This window comes from Catenovulum sp. SX2 (assembly GCF_052056295.1).
Taxonomy (GTDB): Bacteria; Pseudomonadota; Gammaproteobacteria; order Enterobacterales; family Alteromonadaceae; genus Catenovulum.
This window is the reverse complement of the sequence record NZ_CP182493.1, coordinates 2,370,220-2,388,246: the sequence shown is the minus strand read 5'-3', so window position 1 is coordinate 2,388,246 and position 18,027 is coordinate 2,370,220. Positions and strand designations below refer to the sequence as shown.

The following is an 18,027-nucleotide window of genomic DNA, read 5'->3' as shown; positions in this document are numbered from 1 at the left end:
CTAGAGTTTTGTTTGCTGTTGTAATAACAAATTCATAATTTGCCTATTGTAACCTATCGATAAATATTCGACACTCTTTACACTTTGTCATTTAGAGCTAAACCAATATAAATTGCGATAATCAGCTGGAGATAAAAGCCATTTAGGCAAGGCAAGTTGGCACAGGCATAGTGGTTCTATGTCAAGCCGACTTAACGCAGAATCAATGGCTTTTAGCCCAGCCTTTCAGGAGCCTCACAGACAGTCCACTTCTGTGTTGTATCATTTTGAAAGCTGGCTACATTCCTGCAATGATACGCCTTGAATTGAACTGTCTGTGATGGCTCTGATACTCGCAATTTATATTGATTTAGCTCTACCAAACTACACAAATTCACCATGAATAGCACATCTGAAAATCAAACAACTCGCCCTGAACAAACAAATAACACACATAAACCAAACGGTGCAGGTTTTGCTCGAGTGATCAAAGCAGCTAGTTGTTCGTTTAAAGGTTTAAAAGCCGCGTTTAAACACGAAGCCGCATTTAGGCAGGAGTTAGTTTTGGTCTTTTTACTCATTCCTGTGGCATTTTTTACCAGTGAATCACTTAGTCGTTTTGTCGCTTTAGTATCTGTATTGATTTTAGTACTGATTGTTGAATTACTGAATTCAGCGATAGAAGCAACAGTAGATAGAATTGGCTTAGAACACCATAAACTAGCGGGCCGCGCCAAAGATATGGCTTCTGCCGCAGTCGCGTTAAGTTTATTAACTGCGTTAATTGTCTGGGGTGGGCATTTGTATTTAACTTTGTTTTATTAATTCAACCAAGCTTAACTAGCCAACTTTTTTGCCACAGCAAGTTGTTCGCTAATCACAGTAAACAACTGCTCGCGCTCAAAAGGTTTGCCTATATGTGCATTCATGCCAGCTTGAATACATTGCTCAACTTCAGCAGGCATTACATGCGCTGTCATAGCTATGATAGGCAATTGTTCTGAAGGATACTTTTGTCGTATCACTTTAGTTGCTTCAATCCCATCCATCTCAGGCATTTGAATATCCATCAAGACAATATCGACACTGTCATCAATTAGCTCAAGCGCTTGCTTGCCATTGAGCGCATGAATCACTTGAATACCCACTTGCTCCAATAAAGCTTTGGCTATTTCTGCATTAATTTCGTTATCTTCAGCCAACAATAATTTACACTGCTGCAATTGATTGTCAGCTTGTCTCGCTTTGTTGTGATTATTTGGCAACGGCCGCTTAGCGGCAAATTCGCGAATATTCTGTTGTGTATAGGGTTTAACTAGATACTGTTGCACTTGCAACTTTTGCAAGGCGTCGGTCGACTCCGCATTTAACTGTGCAAGCATCAGGACAATTTTGTCGGTCGACAGCTGAGTACGACGAATAAAAGCTTCAATTTGTGCAATACCAAACGACAAATCAATAAACACCAATTGGTAATCATCACTGACAAACTCATCGTCTAATTCATAAGATTTGTGAGTAGAAAAAACACTACTCGCGTATTGCTGGAAAATAACTTGTTCAACTTCATCGCCAATAATCGAGGCAACGGCAATCGCTTGCAAAGTTTGCGACTTAGGCTGTTCAGCTATTTGCATAATCAGCGAAAAATAAAAAGAGCTACCATGGTCAGGCTCACTGTTTATTTTTATTTCACCACCCATAAGTTTGACTAAATTCTGGCTAATCGCCAAACCTAAGCCCGTGCCACCATATTTGCGAGACGTTGACCCATCAGCTTGGCTAAACGCGGCAAATAAAGCTTGTTGCTGCACTAGTGAAATACCAATACCGGTATCTTTTACCGCAAATTCAACTGTGACCTGTTGAGGTTTATTCGACGGCACTAAGCTGATTTGCAAAATAACGTGACCTTTTTCGGTAAACTTAATTGCATTTGACAATAAATTCACCAAAACCTGATGCAATCGAATCGAATCGCCCAACAATTTAGGTAACGGCTTGCCTCCTAAATCAAACAATAACAATACGTCAGCTTTTAAATTAAAGTGACCAATAGAAGCGGCAACACCTTGAGCTACCTCGTCTAAACATAAGCTTTCATAAACCAGAGATAATTTACCAGCCTCTATTTTTGAATAATCTAAAATATCGTTAATGACATGCAGCAGATTATCTGCTGACAATTTGATTTTGCGTAAATAAGCTGCTTGAGTCGGGTTTAATTCGGTTTGCAGCGTTAAATCAGCCAAACCTAGAATGCCATTCATCGGCGTGCGAATTTCATGTGACATATTGGCTAAAAACTGTGATTTAGCTTTGTTGGCAGCCTCAGCTTGATTTTTTGCTTGTTGTAATGTTTCAGCAAACTGCAATTGCTCAGTGACATCCTTGACAACAGCAACCGCAATATCTGTTTCAGGTATCTCAATACGGCTGAGCTGCACTTCCACTTGGCGAACTTGCTCGTTTGCTAACTTATGTTCAAATACCACAGCTGTCTCGGGCGCATTTAAGCAGACAAGATAGTCAGCCAACTCGGCGCTGCCAAAATTTTGAATAGATTTGTCTCTAAGCGTTTGTGCGCTAAAACCGTAATATTGCAGTGCCGCAGGATTAAATTCGAGAATTTTGCCGGATTCACAATCAAACAACATCATTATGGTGTGGTTGTCTTCAAAAATTGCCCGCAAGCGCTTCTCTGACAACATTAATTCTCTTTGATAACGCTTTTGTTGAAAACGACTTTTATTAAAATAAACAAGAATAAAAGTAACTGAAAATAAAATACACACAGTGATCCACACATGCGCAATCGGCAATAACTCAATTCCCCAACCACCTTTCGGATATGCGGCAATATGCCAATGGCCATGAGGCAAATTAACCCGCGTAATCAAAACATCGTCTTTGGCAAACAATGCTGACTCACCAAAAAATACTTTGCCATTTTTGCCTGCTGCCGAATCACCACGAATTGCGATATCAAGTTTAGAATGATCAACTATACCAGCTCGAGTTAACAGCTTGTCGATATCAATCACCACTGAGACTAAACCCCATAACTTTTCAGATTCAGCTGTAAATACCGGCTCACGCGCGATAATTGCAGTACCTCCCTGAACTAAAGTCAGCGGCCCAGCGATTACAATCTTATTTTCAGCGACAGCTTTAAGCGCGGCATCTCTCTGTGCAGGATTTTTGCGATAATCTAACCCTAGTGCAGCTTCATTACCTTTAATCGGATGAATTAAATTGATGACTAAATCTTTCGCAGCCCCAATATTTCTAACATGGTTATCACTGGCTAATAGCTGCTTAACAAAATGGGAAAACTCGGTTTGATTTAACTCTGGGTTAATTGCTATGTAACTGCGAACGCTGCGGGTAACCAATAAGTCTTTGGCAAGACCACCTTCCAAATTAGCCCGAACAAACGACAGAGTTTCATTAAACTCTAAACGCTTCTCGTCGTAATTATTGTCAAAGTTAAAACGGGCTAACCAAATTGAAACTAAAATGATGGTGACAGAACAAACAATTAAAATGCCAATAAAAGACCAACTACACCAATCATATCGAGTCTGAGCTTGATTAAAGGTTTGCACACAAACGCCTAAAACTTAGTTAAATGAAACAAATACAATTAAATTTAGCCCATTTTAATACTTTTAGCCTAAATTATGCTGGTAACAAAGCAAATAATTGTTGAGCTAGAGCAAATGAATGGCACATCAAGGTTTTTAGTTACAATCTTTCGTGTAAAATAGCGGAAATAATTGCGTTGTGGGTTAGAATACGCAAAAATTTTGTCAAATTAATTATTAAACGAGAATCAAGCCATGAAAAAAAGTGCAATTGCATTCGCCATGTTGGTTGGATTAACCTCAACCTCATATGCAACGACTATTGCCGGTGATGCTGAAGCTGGTAAAGCAAAGTCGGCAACATGTGCTGCTTGTCACAGTGCAGACGGTAACAGCATGATCACGACCTACCCTAAAATTGCAGGTCAAAGCGCTGAATACCTATACAAACAATTACAAGATTTTAAAGCGGGTGCAACTAGTGGCCGTAACAATGCAGTTATGGGTGGCATGGTAGCAGCATTGTCTGATCAAGATATGAAAGACTTAGCCGTATACTTCTCACAACAAACTATTAAAGCAGGCTCAACACCTGAAGATTTAGTTGCTAAAGGGCAAAAATTATATCGTGCTGGTAATCCTGATAAAGGTATTACTGCATGTACAGCTTGTCATGGCCCACAAGGTGCTGGCATGCCGTTAGCTGGTTTTCCTGCATTGTCAGGTCAACACGCTGATTACACTGCATTGCAGCTAAAAGCATTCCGAGATGGCCAAAGAAGCAACGACCTAAACGGTATTATGCAAGCTATCGCAGAAAAATTATCAGATAAAGATATCGAAGCTTTATCACATTATGTAAGTGGCTTACACTAAGTCAACATAATATTTGTGTGGCAGTAACCAAACTGTCACACTTTTTAAATCCTTCTGTAACCAAAACCTCTCATTATACATAGCACATTCTTGTGAGATATTTCCCACAAACCTTGTAGTACATTTGCGCAAATAAAACCAAAGAACCAAGCTAAACAACTGTTTATTAAGGATATTTAATAAAGACAAAAAACATTGGTCATTTTTTACCCGTTAATGGGTTGTAAATAACTAATGAAAGCTTAAAGTATTGCCCAGCTATAGGACATAGCGTCAACAGTCAATTTGCTAATACAGGACAGCGTTTGGTAAGGAAACTATTTAAGGAAATCTTAAAAACAAAGTGGATATTGAGCCATACACGGATGGTAACTTAAAGTTAGGATGGACAAATGGCTAGATTAAAACGGATTAGCCAAAAATGTGAATGATTCACTCAAATAACATCACGGAAGCATTAAATAACAATTGGAATATGTGAGACTGGGAAGGTCTGTAATTCAGATGGATTGAGCGCTCGGGATGTGTAAGGTTATTCAACCTTCAAAATATTTAGGCGGCCTAGGCCGCTTTTATTTTTTCTGCCACTTTTGTGCATATCGCACACATGATAAAATTCCCCACTTATTAACTTAGATTTATAGTCTTCATTAGGGCTGCTCCATGACTCGCATTAAAAAATCTCGTAAAACGGGACCTATTGGCCAAATTAAAAGTGGCAATATCAAAACCTCATCGGCCAAAGAACGTAAAAAGCACGAACGTAAAGGGCAAAAGTCCGGCAGCCGTCATTCGCAAGCCGCAGAAGAAGTGAGAGCCACACAAACAAGTACTAAAGATCCACGTATTGGCAGTACCAAAGCTGTGTCTTTGGTTGCACCTAGCCAGCAGTCAGTTGAAAAAATAACAGCCAAAACTAAACCAGTTATCAAACAAATCAGTAATAAACCTGTAGTTGAACCAACTGAAGCTTGGTTAGCTGAGTTGGAGCAAATTGAAAACGACTTACGTTTGCAAGACTTAATGGCACAGTTGGATGAAGGTGAATCTTTGCCAGCAAACGATCAAGCTTACTTCAACAAAAAAATGGCTCGTCACCAATTTTTAATTGAAAAATTAGGTTTAGATACAGATGAAGACGATGACGCTTTGTTTGATGAGTTTGAAAACAGTAAATATGATTTTGAGTAAAGTATGTCTGTAGTAACAATAATTGTAATCACCCTCGCCTTGTTAATTTTGGCTGGTTTAAGTTTTTACGCTGGCAAGTTGTTAATGCAAGTAAAACAGCAACAGCAGCAAGCAGAACAACAAAAGCAAAAAATTAAAACCGACAGAGATAATCGACTAATTGAAAGCATTCAAACCATTAGTCATGCAATGGAATCTGAGCAATGTGAAATTAGTGAAGGCGCTTTAAGGTTAGCGGTTTTATTTGATCACTTGTCAAATGCTCAACAAATTAATTACCCAAAAAAGTACCCTGCAATTCATGCGCTTAATGACAAAATCAAACATTTTGCCATTTTAGAAGAACGGAAAAAGCTTGAGAAAAAAGAGCGTATGCGTCAAGACTTTCAACGATTACAAGCCGAAGCTGAATATAAAGAATTGGTTTTGGCCGAAGCAATTGAGTTAAAAGGCTTTAAGCTGAATAGCTAATTTCCCTGTCATTTAACCGTGCCAGAATAGCTAAAACGGACTAGACTATACACAATACTTGCAGATTATATCTTGGGTATTCACAGCACAAGGGAAGATAATTGATGACAACTCTAGCGCACCAAGTAATCGAATTAGGAATTAAATTACGCATGGAAGGCAAGTTAGTTGAGCGAGCGTCTTTTGCTCAACTAACCACACCAGACAAACTGTCTGAATGTATTCAAATTTGGCAAGACTTTATCTCCCAGCCAGCGCAAACACAACAAAACCAATTAAACAGTAAACTCGCTGAAAGTCTGCAATTTGCCTTTAGCGACATTATTCAACAAGTTGAACAACACACTTTACTTGCGCAAAGACATGCCGAAACACGCCTTGAATCACTCAACCTTGCGTTAAACGAATACAAAAGTGAATCCTTTGCACAACAAGCCGATCTGACCCAACAACTTAGAGAGCTTAAGCAGCAAGTAAATGAATACAAACAAGCTCTAACGCAAAAAGAACAAAATTACGATTTATTGTTTAACCAAGCAGAACAAAGCCGCCATTTACTTGATCAAAAAGAAGAAGAAAATCGCACCCTGTGGCGAAAATTAGGTGAGCAGATAAATCAAACAGATGAGTTAAAAGTCCAGCTAGCCGAGTCGCATAGCGAACAACAAACAAGTCACCAAGGAATTCAACGCCAATTTAAGCAAACCGAAGAGGAATTGAGCAGTCAGCTTAAACAACAAAGCCAATTGCTCGATGAACAACATCAAAAAAATCAACAAGCAGAACAAGAAAACCGCAGGTTAAGTGAAACCTTAACCAAGGTGCGCCAAGAGTTAAACCAACAAGTTGTTAATCTAACCAATGATAAAAACACCTTTGAACAACTATTACATGAAGAAAAAGACAAAAATATAGTTGTAGACAAAGCGTTAGTCGAGGCAAATAAACAACATCATCGCCAGTTACAAAAATTACAAGATGAAATCAAACAACAAAAATCAGCCTATATTCAGCTAACAGAAAAACACGAAACGCTGCAACAGCAATACAATGATGCAATTCAACAGCAAGATAAACAGCATCAGCAAGCTCAACAAAAACTCACAGAAACTCAAGCTAATTTAGACGAGATATCTCAAGAGCTAAATATCAAAACAGCTTTATTGTTAGAGAGTGAAGAGCAAAACAAACAGTTGCATAGCCAATTTCGTAGTCAATTAGATCAGTTAGAACAAAGTCATAACAGAAAAAACGAAGAGTTAGTTTACCAATTAACTGATTTACAAAAACGTAACCGTCAATTAGAAGACAAAATCGACGAGCTCAAACAAGCACAAGAAAAACAACAACAACAACAGCAGCAACAATTGCTGCAAGCCGAACAGGATTATCAAAATATCAAAGGCATGCTCAGCCAAGCAGACAAAGAACTCAACCAAACCAAGAAAAAATACCAAGAGTTAGCATTTGAGCGAGATAACAAACAGCAAGAGATTGCTGGGTTACAAGCAAAAATGCAGCAGCAACAGCAAAAATATCAAAAAGATGATGTACATGCGCGCGACATTATCAAAGGCCTACGTGATGAGTTACATCAATTGAGCGACAATTACCAACAACTGCAGCATGACAGCCAAGAGCAATTAACTGAATATCGACTTAAGTTTGAATATGCGCAGCAACAATTGCTGAAACTATCAGACACTGAAGCCAGTTAATCCAACTGGCTCAGTTTTGCTTAGCTAAGATGAGCCAGTTTATTTGAGCGATGCGTAATACGCAGCTAAATTAGCAATGTCTTGGTCGTTTAGCGCCGCAGCCATGCCAGCCATAATCGCAGCTTGCCCACCTTTGCGCTCACCACTTTTGTATGCACGCAATGATGACTCTAAATAAGGCGCATTTTGCCCAGCTAAATTAGGATAGGTTGGGATCATAGCTTTGCCTTCAGCACCATGACAAGCAGCACACATAGCCGCTTTAGCTTTGCCAGCTTCAATATCTCCAGCTGATACATTAAAAGCGACAGTTACCAGTGGTAACACGGCTAAGATTAATTTTTTCATTTATATGTCTCCGTAAAAATATGCTCAATACAATTTATACCGCTAATTGTTTGACTGATACTTTGTTTTAGCTCAAACTTTTTGTTTTATACAATAATCTAAAAGCACTTTAGCTCACCTACTTGGAATAATTCTACAATCTATGCAAAAACCTTCTACTTTTGCCCGTATCCGCGCACTTAAACCCAAACAACAAATTGCATTCAACCAAATGTTAATTGAGCGTATGTTACCTAACTTTCAGTTATACACTGAATTAACTGAACAAGGTGATTATTCTGCATTACAGACTGTTAGTGATCTAATATGGCAAAGTTTATACAGCAAAGGATTTAAAGTCGATGTGCAGTTACAACAACAAAAAGTTGAAGAACAAATCCCAGCTGAGGCGGAATCTGAAAGTTTAGGTTTATATGCGGCAATAGATGCAGGCATGGCACTGATTGCTAATTTATCTTTGTTAGATAAAAACAATGAATTTAAAAACAAAGAAGTCACCTTACCTTCTGTATTGTCGCAAGGCACAATTGAGCGCATGCTGATAACCAGTGCCGAAGTCGAAAACAGTAAAGAAGCAATTGCTCATCCACATATGCAGTGGGAAATAGAAACACAAAATGAGTTTTTAGACCAAATTGAACAAAGTGATCAATTGGATAAAAACCGCTGTCAGCAGCTTAAAAGTTTTGCATTGCAAGACGGTATGACAAACCTAGGGATTGAGTTTTAACCAATAGTCAGGATTATCCAAGGGTGTTTTTTCCGGCAAATTTGGATTATCTAGATAGATAAATCTTTTGTTTTGCCATTTTTCTAACGGAAATAATTTTTGTGTAAGCGGGTGCTGTTCTAATAAAGTTCGATAACTGCCATCCGCTAACGCGCGTTCAAAACCGAGCTGCAACGCCTGCGCCAGTTCAACATCGTCTTTACGCACAAATAAATAGGCAGGGAAAGGATAATAAATAATAGGATCGTCAACCAAAGCGAAATCGGCAAACCTTTCTTTCAATAACGCCAGTTCAAATTCACCTTCAAAAATGCCACGAGGAAAAAACACACAGCGCTCAGCATCTAGCATTTTTAAAATAAACTCATAATGGCTTACTCTTAATACTGAAAAGCCATTATGCTCTAACACGTCTGAATCAGCCCAAATACTGCCTTGGCACAAAGGTAGCGCTTTAAGCTGGTTGATATCAGCATTGCGCAACAAACTTAAATTTTTTTCTTTTACAATTGAAACTCTATGTCCCAATAGACCAGCAAACAAAGGAATACGTATGGGTAAAAAAGACTGTTCTAACCTTTCACTGGTACCAAAATAGTTAACATCAAAAAAGCCACGCTCAAGATAACTTTCAAAGTTCATCAATTGCTTATCAGTGATTTCTACTTGCTCAATTTGAAAAAGCTTTTGTTGCTCAGGTAATTTGGCAATGAATAAAGTGACTGCATCAACTAAAAATCGCTCGGCAAATTGAACTTCCGCAGTTGGTTTACGCACTTTGACATAACGTATGTCTTGCGCATAAGCCAAGGTGGTCAGAGATAAACTAAATAGTAATAGATAACAGAGAAAATAAGGTCGCATTACACTGTAAAAGTTAAGAACGAACAATTACAAATGTAGGCCAGGATCAGCTAAGTTGCAAAGGTGATTTATTGGCGCTGGACGCTAATCACCCAACAAATTATCGCTGTTGTTAATAAACCGACAGACAACCATAACTCATCTTTAAAACAATAAACCAACACAGCAGAAATAGCAGCTACATGGCCAATTTGCGGCAATACACTTGGTTTGTGGTTACGCTCTTGCAGCGCTTTTATCAATAGGCTCTGTTGATGTTGCAGTTCTCTGTGGCTATGCAGTGCATCGTAAACTAAATCAGGTAACTCAGGTAATTTCTCACCCCAGTATGGCGCGTTTTCTTTGACTGAATTGATAATGGCACCAAAACCTACTTGTTGTTTTACCCAGTTTTCTAAAAAAGGTTTAGCTGTTTTCCACAAATCCAACTGTGGATACAACTGGCGGCCTAAACCTTCGATATAAAGCAAAGTTTTTTGCAACAAGACCAATTGCGGCTGCACTTCCATTTGGAAACGACGCGCGGTATTAAACAGGTTTAATAACACGTTACCAAAAGAGATTTCCGCCAATGGTTTTTCGAAAATAGGCTCACACACAGTGCGGATGGCAAACTCAAAATCTTCTACATTGGTATCGCGTGGCACCCAACCTGAATCGACGTGCAGCTCTGCTACTTTGCGGTAATCACGATTAAAAAACGCAATAAAGTTATCGGCCAAATAACGTTTATCATCTTTGTTGAGCGTACCAACAATACCGCAGTCTATCCCTATGTACATAGGGTCTTCTGGATGTTCTTTCGAAACAAAAATATTGCCCGGATGCATGTCTGCATGGAAAAAACTATCACGAAACACTTGAGTAAAAAATATCTCAACGCCACGCTCGGCCAATAACTGCATATTGGTGCCTTGCGCTCTTAATGCTTCAACATCCCCGACCGGAATGCCATAAATACGCTCCATCACCATGACATTATTGCGGCATAAATCAGAATACACAGCAGGAACATACAGTTGTTTCGAGTCAGCAAAGTTGCGTTTAAGTTGAATACTGTTGGCGGCTTCACGCATTAGGTCAAGTTCGTCGAACAAGGTTTTTTCGTACTCTTTAACTACTTCAACAGGGCGTAAACGGCGACCGTCAGGTAGAATTTTCGCTAATACACTTGCCATGGTTTTCATTAGCTCTACGTCTGCTCGCATGGTTTCAGCGATACCAGGACGAATCACCTTAATGACTATGTCTGAATGCGCAAACGGGCTATCTTCATGTAACTGTGCCGCATGCACTTGCGCAATAGAGGCTGAAGCCAAAGGCTCGATTTCAAAATGGGCTAGATAATCATCGAGTGAATCAATTTTCCAAGCTTGTTCTATTAGTTTTTTCGCTTGTTCACCATCAAATGGACTAACTTGGTCTTGGAGTAACTTAAGCTCGTTGGCGAACTCGGCAGGCAATAAATCACGCCGAGTAGATAACATTTGGCCAAACTTAACAAATACAGGTCCAAGCGATTGCAAAGCTAAACGCAAACGCACTTCAACAGGTTTATCCGCATGGCGGTTGTACAACCAAAACGCACTAACGCGGGCTAATTTAAAATACCAACGCTGAAAACGCTGTGGGATTAAATCGTCTAAACCATAAGTTAATAAAGTTTTTAGGATGATATAAAAACGCCACAAACTCACAGTTGTTCTACCCTTTGGATTAATTGTTGTAAACGCGCTTCAAAGCGGTCGGTATCTTGTCTAAGTTGTTTAACTTGTTCGGAAAAATCAGTCACTTCAAGTGGATGTGGTGCCAACTTTTTTTCATCCCACACAATATTAACCAAAGCACGTTGCTGGTTAGCAAGCTGCCGTTGCGCGAGTTCAAAAGTTTGTTGACCTGCTTCAGAAATTTTGTGCACAACTGGCCCTGATGTCACACTTGCCAGCACATCTTGCCAATGGACTAAACTGGATTTAAGCCAATCTGCATAGGTTTGTGCGAGCTGCACATCACCGTCTATATCCAACTCACCTTGTTTAATCAACTTAGTAATTTGTGCGGGTTGCTGTAATTGATATAAACCAGATAGGGTGCAAATAATAGTGCAGTCTGCTTGGTCATTTGCTGGCGACCAAACACTAACTAAACCTTGGTAATCGTCAGCACCCGCTTGAACATGCATTTGCAACTCAAGTTTTAAATCAGTAATTTTAATCACAAATTGTTTGCCTAATAACGGCTTAGGCACATTTTGTTGTACGCCAGTTTGGCGTAACCAATAGTTGATACTATGTTCAACTAAACCACTGATTAAACTCGCTGTTGGCATTAAAATTTATATCCTTTGTGCAGTGCAACAATACCGCCGGTTAAGTTTTGGTAAGTGACTTCTTCAAAACCAACCTGCTCCATCATGCCTTTTAAGGTTTCTTGGTCTGGATGCATACGGATAGATTCAGCCAAATAACGGTAACTTTCCGCATCATTGGTGATCATCTGCCCCATGCTTGGCAAAATATTAAAGGAATACCAATCGTAAATTTTACTGAAAGTTTCATTCACAGGTTTAGAAAACTCTAATACCAATAAACGGCCACCCGGCTTTAATACGCGGAAGATAGAAGCAAGCGCGGCGTCTTTATCTGTCACGTTACGCAAACCAAAAGCGATAGTAACCACGTCAAATTGATTGTCAGCAAACGGTAAACATTCGGCATTTGCTTGCACATATTCAACATTGCCGACTATGCCCATATCACGTAATTTATCGCGACCAACATTGAGCATAGACTCATTAATATCCGACAAAATAACTTGGCCAGTTTCACCAACAATACGAGAGAACTTAGCGGTTAAATCGCCTGTACCACCAGCTAAATCTAATACCTTGTTACCCGAGCGAACACCACTGCAAGCTATGGTATGGCGCTTCCATAATCTATGTACACCACCTGACATTAAGTCGTTCATAATGTCGTATTTAGCCGCAACAGAGTGAAAAACTTCGGCTACTTTGTGTACTTTCTCGCCTTTGTCGACTGTCTGAAAACCAAAATGCGTTTGGTTGTCTGATTTATCCATTTTATCTGTCATAAATCTATATTGAATTAGCTCGCAAAATTTGCCGTTAGTGTACCTGATTTTGTCGCTTAAGGTGAATTTAGTTTTGGTAAAAACTGCGCTAAATCAAAGGTGATTTAACCTGATTAATTTGTTGCCAATTGTTACCCCTACAAGACATTTGTTAAATAAAAGTGTAACTTTACCCTTTAAATGATTGGATATTTTGAGAAGTAATATGCGCAAACTAAGTGTAATAGCCCTAATTGCATGGGCAAGTTTATGGCAAAGTGCCCACGCAACTGTAGTGTTAGTAGAAACCAATTTAGGTGATTTTGAAATTAACCTTTACGACGATACAACACCAAAAACGGTCGAAAACTTTTTATCTTATGTAAACAGTGGTGCATACGAACAAACCGCGATACATAGACTAGTTAAAGGTTTTGTTATGCAAACTGGTGGATATTACTTGAATGAAGACAACCAAATTGCACTAGTCGCAACTGATCCGGCAGTAGCAAATGAACCTGTTTATTCAAATGTCCGTGGTACTATAGCTATGGCTAAACTCGGTGGAGATCCGGATTCTGCAACTAGTCAATGGTTCATCAATTTAAGCAACAATAGCGCTAATTTGGATGCTCAAAATGGTGGGTTTACTGTGTTTGGTCAAGTAACAGGCACAGGGATGGAGATCATAGATGCAATTGCCGCTCAACCAATTTATTACTTAAACAATAATTTTGTCGAGACACCAATAAAAGACTATACAGAAGCTGATGCTGGAAATGTAGATATTACGGTCGATAATCTTATCTACATAGAACAAATTACTATCGTTAATACAGAAACTAACACAGCAACCGAATTAACCCGCCCACTAACAACTTATGAGCAAACTGAGCAGCCGACAGACGGTGACTCAGCTTCAGGTTCAAGCGGTGGCGCATTCAGTTATGCTTGGTTATTGTTTGCAGCAGCAATAGGTTTATTTAGACGTAAATAATAGCTCAAATAAATTCAGCCTAGAGGGCTTAAAACTGTATACTAGGCGGCAAGTTAATTTAGTTTGATTTGCCGCATGTTCACCTTTGAAAACATAAATAAAGACACCTACCGCCAACACCTTAACCGCGTAATTATCGGCTGCATTATTGCACTTACAGCGCTCAGTTTAGGCATAGCCCAATTGTTAATTCAGCTTTTTCCAAACGCCGACGGCAGCCATTTTCATTGGAATTTATTCGGTGTGATAGTTGGCTGTGTTGTGGTTGGCATAACACTCAACAAATATAAATCACACCCTTATATGCATGAAGTTTATTATGTATGGCGGTTAAAACAACAACTCAATTTTATTACCCGAAAACGCACTAAACTGAACAAGGCTGTTGAGGCTGGTGACGTTAAAGCCATGCAAATTATGTATTTTTATTATCAAGGCTGTCGCCGCTTATGGTTGTTAGATGACAATACCATTACTATGGAAGAGTTATCTAAATGGCAAACAGAGCTAGAAGCACAAGCGCGCAACAAACGAGTTGAGTTAAAAAAAGATTCATTTGATAAAGCTGAACTGCTGGATTATTGATTGTATTTTAGGTAAAACAAATTAAGCCAAAGAGACAAGGAGAAGGATATGTACCCAAAGTTTAAATTTGGATTAATAACCCTGCTAGTTTGTAGCTTAGCATCCTGTGCTACATATAAAAAAGCTGCAAACAATACTGAAGAGAAATACTTAAAAGCGGAAAACTACATAGACGAAAACAGCCAAAAAATTAAAGACTCTAAAAATAACTTACTCGCTGGATTAAAAGAAAACTCTGTAGTACGTTTTTTTAGCAGCGATGGCGATGTTATTCGAAATAGAGAAAAGAACTTCGTTCAATGGTCTGAAAAAAGTCGATACAAAGGCAAGCAGATATATCAAAGTTACATCAACAAACATAAACTCAAAACAACCGTTGAACATCTGTCTAACCCAGACAAAATGTCAATTTTAACTGAGTTTTTTTACGATGAATTAAAACGACAACATTTAGCCAAATTCCAAAAATCTAACCCCACCCCAAGATTTGATGAGTTTTTAACTGACGCAGAAAATATAGATGCCATTCATCAATACAAAATGAAGTTATTGGCGACCGAACATGAATGGAATGTAAATTTAGCAAAAACCAAAAAAGAAGTTGCCCGCTTAATGCTGTCGACACTTTATGGTAAACCTCAACTCAGCTTCTTGTCTTATGATCCAGATGACCATGAAATGTTTTTTAAAGTCAGTAGTAAAGCTATTGGTTTTGAAGAAAAAATTAGAATATCGGATTTAGACAAAAAAACAGGTAAAACCATCAAAAACCAATTGGCTCGTGTTGCACCGCAAGTGTATTTTGATTTTAGAGATGACTCACTTGAATTGGTTGGCATCCATATAAAAGTAGGCAAAAAGGTTTATTTAACTGATGTCGTTGACCAAACTTTCGTCCGAAACTCTAAAATTAAATTTACAACTCATCCACTGAATTTAAAAGAAGTAGATGTAAACTATACCGAAGTGTTAAAAAATCTAATCCCACCGACTTGGTACTTAAACACTGAATATGGTGAACAAACCGCCTTTGGTCAAGGCACCTCAATTGAAGACGCCAAAATGAATGCTATGATCAATGCATCTTATGACTCAGTAAAAATCCAAGGTTATTCTGTATCAGAGCAGTACAAACAAGGTTCAATCGCGACATCAAGCTTTCAGTCTAAGCATACACAAAATGTCACGCAACGAGAGATTATTCAACCCGTTATTAGACAGCAAGAAAAGAAAGACGGAATTTGGTTTGTTGCAATTACTTATCAGTTAACGCAGTGACTTAAACAGGGTTAATGCACACTCGAATATTAGTTGAAATAACTCAATCGTCGTTAATACATCAAGTAATCGAACGCCGCGCAGAATATACATCTAAAGGAAATAATGTGCTTGCATTATCTATTGTCAGCCCTTGGGGAGACAAGATTGTTGATCGAACCAAACAACTTGAGATCCGCTCTTGGCGTCCAGACGAACTGCCAATGTTAAATGTTGCTCTGGTACAAAATAACATCCGGCTAAACACGCCTAGCCAAGAAGATCCTGCTGGCCAAGTTATTGCTGTAATTGACATCAATAACTGCAGGCCTTGGGTAAAAGAGGATTGTGCACGTTCGGGTTGTGATGAAGCGACTTTTGAGCCTGGATGGTTAGCTTGGGAAATTTCAAATATCAGAAAGTTAACCAAACCAGTTAAAGCAGTTGCTAAACGTAAATTCTACGAGTTGTCAGTAGAAGAAATCGCAGAAGTCGTGCAGCAACTACAATCACAAAACCTAAATGTTATTTAAACCAGCCTTCAAACTGCTGTAAATTAAATTCGGCTTGATAAACAAATTCAGCAGTTTGACTTTCTCCTGCGGCAAAAGCCAATAAAGCAGGTGGACCAAACAGATTATGTTGGCTTAAAAAGCTTTGTTTTGCTTGGGTCATTTCTGTTAGGTCTAGCTGCAAAAATTGATAGTCTGGATAATCTGCTGGGTTTAATTTAGCGAATACTTCGTCTTCTATCACTAAACAACTCACACACCAATCTGCGTATAAATCGACGATAGATTTTTTACCGTTTGAGTTAACCAATAAAGTTTCCAGCTCGGCAACCGACTCTACTCGTTTAAATACAGATGCATGTTGTGCCGGTGCAGCACCCGAGCTAACCGCATAAGTTTGTTGATAATTGTGGTAAAAATAGAAGATACCAACCAACAACAATACCCAAGCGAAAAACTGTGTGTTTTTAGCTTTTGCTGTATTGTCTGTTTGCAATAAACCTAAATGCACAGCCGCCCACACCAGCAATAACGCATATAAAGCAGCACTGACAATAGATGGCAATAAACGTTCAACCACCCAAATGGCCATGCCGAGCATGATCACACCAAACAATTGTTTAACGCGGAGCATCCAGCCACCTGTTTGTGGCAACCAACCACCTAAACCAGCACCGACCAATAACAAAGGTAAACCCATGCCCAAACTCATCACCAATAAAGCACCGCCACCTAAAACCGCATCGCCTGTAGTTGAGATATAAACTAAAGCACTAGCAAGTGGTGCTGACACACAAGGTGATAGCGCCAAAGCCGATACACCACCTGCAATATAAGTCGCAATTAAACCTTTTTTATTTTGCCCTGCTTGCTGCAATCTACTTTGCCAAGATGCTGGCAACTGCAACTCGTATAAACCAAACATAGACAAAGCGAGTAATACAAAAATAACCGCAAAAGAGATGGCTAACCAAGGCGCTTGCAAATAAAGCTGTACATTAAATTGCGCGCCAAAAAAGCCAACTAATACACCACTCAAGGTATAAAAAGTTGCCATACCCAAAACATAAAATAAGGATAAAACTAAGCTACTTTTTACATGGGTAGATTTTTGGCTGCTAATAATCGAACTTAAAATAGGCACCATAGGCAGCACACATGGTGTGAGTGACAAACCTAAACCTAATACAAAAAAGCTTAATAAGGTTAACCACACACTGCTTTGGTCAAAATACCCCAACAGCCCAGATGAAGTGTTTGCAGAATTTGTTGAAGGTGTTTGCGCTATTTTCCCTGCTGTATTTTGCTCAGATAAATCAGCCGTTTGAGTACTAGAGCTAGCAACTGCCAACAAGGGTATTTCTTTTAATACCGGTGGATAACACAAACCCGCATCAGCACAGCCTTGGTAAGTCACTAACAGGGTATCGGTTCGCACGCCAGTTAAATCAAGTTTGGCTTCAAGCTGATCACGAAAAACAGTAACTAAACCAAAATATTCGTCGTGTTTTTCTTTGCCTTGCTGAACAAAACTTATGCTTAGTTCTTGTTTAGCTGCTTTTGCACGGGTTTTATCTTTATATAGGTAGTAGCCTTCGTGGATTTGCCAAGTTAACGAAAGCTGCTCGCCTTGCTGATTAAAATCAAATTGAAATGCTTGCTCAACCGGTAAAAATTCATCATTTTGCTGTAATTCAGAAAAATTAAACGCCCAAGCTGATGTTGAAAACAATAACCACAAACAGACAATTTGAAAACAACGCACAGATAAACTCCCACTGGCTTTAATTAGTTAATGTGTAAACTAAAGGTTTGAAGACTAAGACCCAACAAACAACCA

Annotated in this window: 17 protein-coding genes; 10 read left to right on the top strand and 7 right to left on the bottom strand. The window is 39.0% G+C overall.

The genetic code is table 11. The features are described 5' to 3' along the window. Window positions 1-378 precede the first annotated feature (378 nt). Entirely contained in the window at window positions 379-804 is a 426-nt protein-coding gene (locus ACMZOO_RS10010; protein WP_440903219.1) for a diacylglycerol kinase, read from the top strand. Between the two features lie 11 nt (window positions 805-815). Here ACMZOO_RS10010 and ACMZOO_RS10005 read toward each other — a convergent pair whose 3' ends face one another. Continuing rightward, entirely contained in the window at window positions 816-3,587 is a 2,772-nt protein-coding gene (locus tag ACMZOO_RS10005) for a response regulator (RefSeq protein WP_440903218.1), read from the bottom strand. A gap of 234 nt (window positions 3,588-3,821) precedes the next feature. Between ACMZOO_RS10005 and ACMZOO_RS10000 the strand changes: the two genes are divergently transcribed. The 4 genes from ACMZOO_RS10000 (at window position 3,822) to ACMZOO_RS09985 (ending at window position 7,822) form a co-directional block, all read left to right on the top strand. Beyond that, the gene (locus ACMZOO_RS10000) at window positions 3,822-4,442 is read left to right on the top strand and encodes a c-type cytochrome (RefSeq protein WP_016957005.1); all 621 of its coding nucleotides are present in this window, start codon (window positions 3,822-3,824) and stop codon (window positions 4,440-4,442) included. Window positions 4,443-5,105: 663 nt separating this feature from the next. Next, a complete protein-coding gene (gene yihI, locus ACMZOO_RS09995) occupies window positions 5,106-5,633 on the top strand; it encodes a Der GTPase-activating protein YihI (protein ID WP_440903217.1) in 528 nt (175 codons plus the stop codon). Between the two features lie 3 nt (window positions 5,634-5,636). Beyond that, the gene (locus tag ACMZOO_RS09990; RefSeq protein ID WP_440903216.1) at window positions 5,637-6,104 is read left to right on the top strand and encodes a DUF2489 domain-containing protein; all 468 of its coding nucleotides are present in this window, start codon (window positions 5,637-5,639) and stop codon (window positions 6,102-6,104) included. A gap of 104 nt (window positions 6,105-6,208) precedes the next feature. Continuing rightward, the gene (locus tag ACMZOO_RS09985; protein WP_440903215.1) at window positions 6,209-7,822 is read left to right on the top strand and encodes a hypothetical protein; all 1,614 of its coding nucleotides are present in this window, start codon (window positions 6,209-6,211) and stop codon (window positions 7,820-7,822) included. A gap of 39 nt (window positions 7,823-7,861) precedes the next feature. Here the strand turns inward: ACMZOO_RS09985 and ACMZOO_RS09980 are convergent, their stop codons facing one another. Further along, complete coding sequence (locus tag ACMZOO_RS09980; RefSeq protein WP_016957001.1) at window positions 7,862-8,170, bottom strand: c-type cytochrome; 309 nt, start codon at window positions 8,168-8,170, stop codon at window positions 7,862-7,864. Between the two features lie 142 nt (window positions 8,171-8,312). Between ACMZOO_RS09980 and ACMZOO_RS09975 the strand changes: the two genes are divergently transcribed. Then, window positions 8,313-8,900: a YjaG family protein gene (locus tag ACMZOO_RS09975; RefSeq protein WP_440903214.1), complete on the top strand. Its 588-nt coding sequence runs from the start codon at window positions 8,313-8,315 to the stop codon at window positions 8,898-8,900. On the opposite strand, the gene ACMZOO_RS09970 is transcribed toward ACMZOO_RS09975, so the two are convergent. From ACMZOO_RS09970 to ubiE, 4 genes are all read right to left on the bottom strand, one after another. Beyond that, complete coding sequence (locus ACMZOO_RS09970) at window positions 8,883-9,764, bottom strand: hypothetical protein (protein ID WP_440903213.1); 882 nt, start codon at window positions 9,762-9,764, stop codon at window positions 8,883-8,885. The two genes, ACMZOO_RS09975 and ACMZOO_RS09970, sit on opposite strands and share 18 nt — an antisense overlap. 68 nt (window positions 9,765-9,832) lie before the next feature. Continuing rightward, window positions 9,833-11,461: a ubiquinone biosynthesis regulatory protein kinase UbiB gene (gene ubiB / locus ACMZOO_RS09965; RefSeq protein WP_440903212.1), complete on the bottom strand. Its 1,629-nt coding sequence runs from the start codon at window positions 11,459-11,461 to the stop codon at window positions 9,833-9,835. Continuing rightward, window positions 11,458-12,093, bottom strand: coding sequence for a ubiquinone biosynthesis accessory factor UbiJ (locus tag ACMZOO_RS09960; protein WP_440903211.1), 636 nt, complete (start codon window positions 12,091-12,093; stop codon window positions 11,458-11,460). The genes ubiB and ACMZOO_RS09960 overlap by 4 nt, the downstream gene beginning before the upstream one ends. Next, window positions 12,093-12,857, bottom strand: a complete 765-nt coding sequence (gene ubiE / locus ACMZOO_RS09955; protein WP_440903210.1) for a bifunctional demethylmenaquinone methyltransferase/2-methoxy-6-polyprenyl-1,4-benzoquinol methylase UbiE — start codon at window positions 12,855-12,857, stop codon at window positions 12,093-12,095. Before ubiE ends, ACMZOO_RS09960 begins: the two co-directional genes overlap by 1 nt. A 205-nt stretch (window positions 12,858-13,062) precedes the next feature. Between ubiE and ACMZOO_RS09950 the strand changes: the two genes are divergently transcribed. The 4 genes from ACMZOO_RS09950 (at window position 13,063) to ACMZOO_RS09935 (ending at window position 16,208) form a co-directional block, all read left to right on the top strand. Next, the gene (locus ACMZOO_RS09950; RefSeq protein WP_440903209.1) at window positions 13,063-13,833 is read left to right on the top strand and encodes a peptidylprolyl isomerase; all 771 of its coding nucleotides are present in this window, start codon (window positions 13,063-13,065) and stop codon (window positions 13,831-13,833) included. A 75-nt stretch (window positions 13,834-13,908) separates the two neighbouring features. Further along, complete coding sequence (locus tag ACMZOO_RS09945; RefSeq protein WP_440903208.1) at window positions 13,909-14,418, top strand: DUF3087 family protein; 510 nt, start codon at window positions 13,909-13,911, stop codon at window positions 14,416-14,418. Between the two features lie 48 nt (window positions 14,419-14,466). Beyond that, the gene (locus ACMZOO_RS09940) at window positions 14,467-15,696 is read left to right on the top strand and encodes a hypothetical protein (protein WP_440903207.1); all 1,230 of its coding nucleotides are present in this window, start codon (window positions 14,467-14,469) and stop codon (window positions 15,694-15,696) included. Window positions 15,697-15,710: 14 nt separating this feature from the next. Next, window positions 15,711-16,208: a hypothetical protein gene (locus ACMZOO_RS09935; RefSeq protein WP_440903206.1), complete on the top strand. Its 498-nt coding sequence runs from the start codon at window positions 15,711-15,713 to the stop codon at window positions 16,206-16,208. Here ACMZOO_RS09935 and dsbD read toward each other — a convergent pair. Then, window positions 16,201-17,952, bottom strand: a complete 1,752-nt coding sequence (dsbD, locus tag ACMZOO_RS09930; protein WP_440903205.1) for a protein-disulfide reductase DsbD — start codon at window positions 17,950-17,952, stop codon at window positions 16,201-16,203. The two genes, ACMZOO_RS09935 and dsbD, sit on opposite strands and share 8 nt — an antisense overlap. Window positions 17,953-18,027 lie beyond the last annotated feature (75 nt).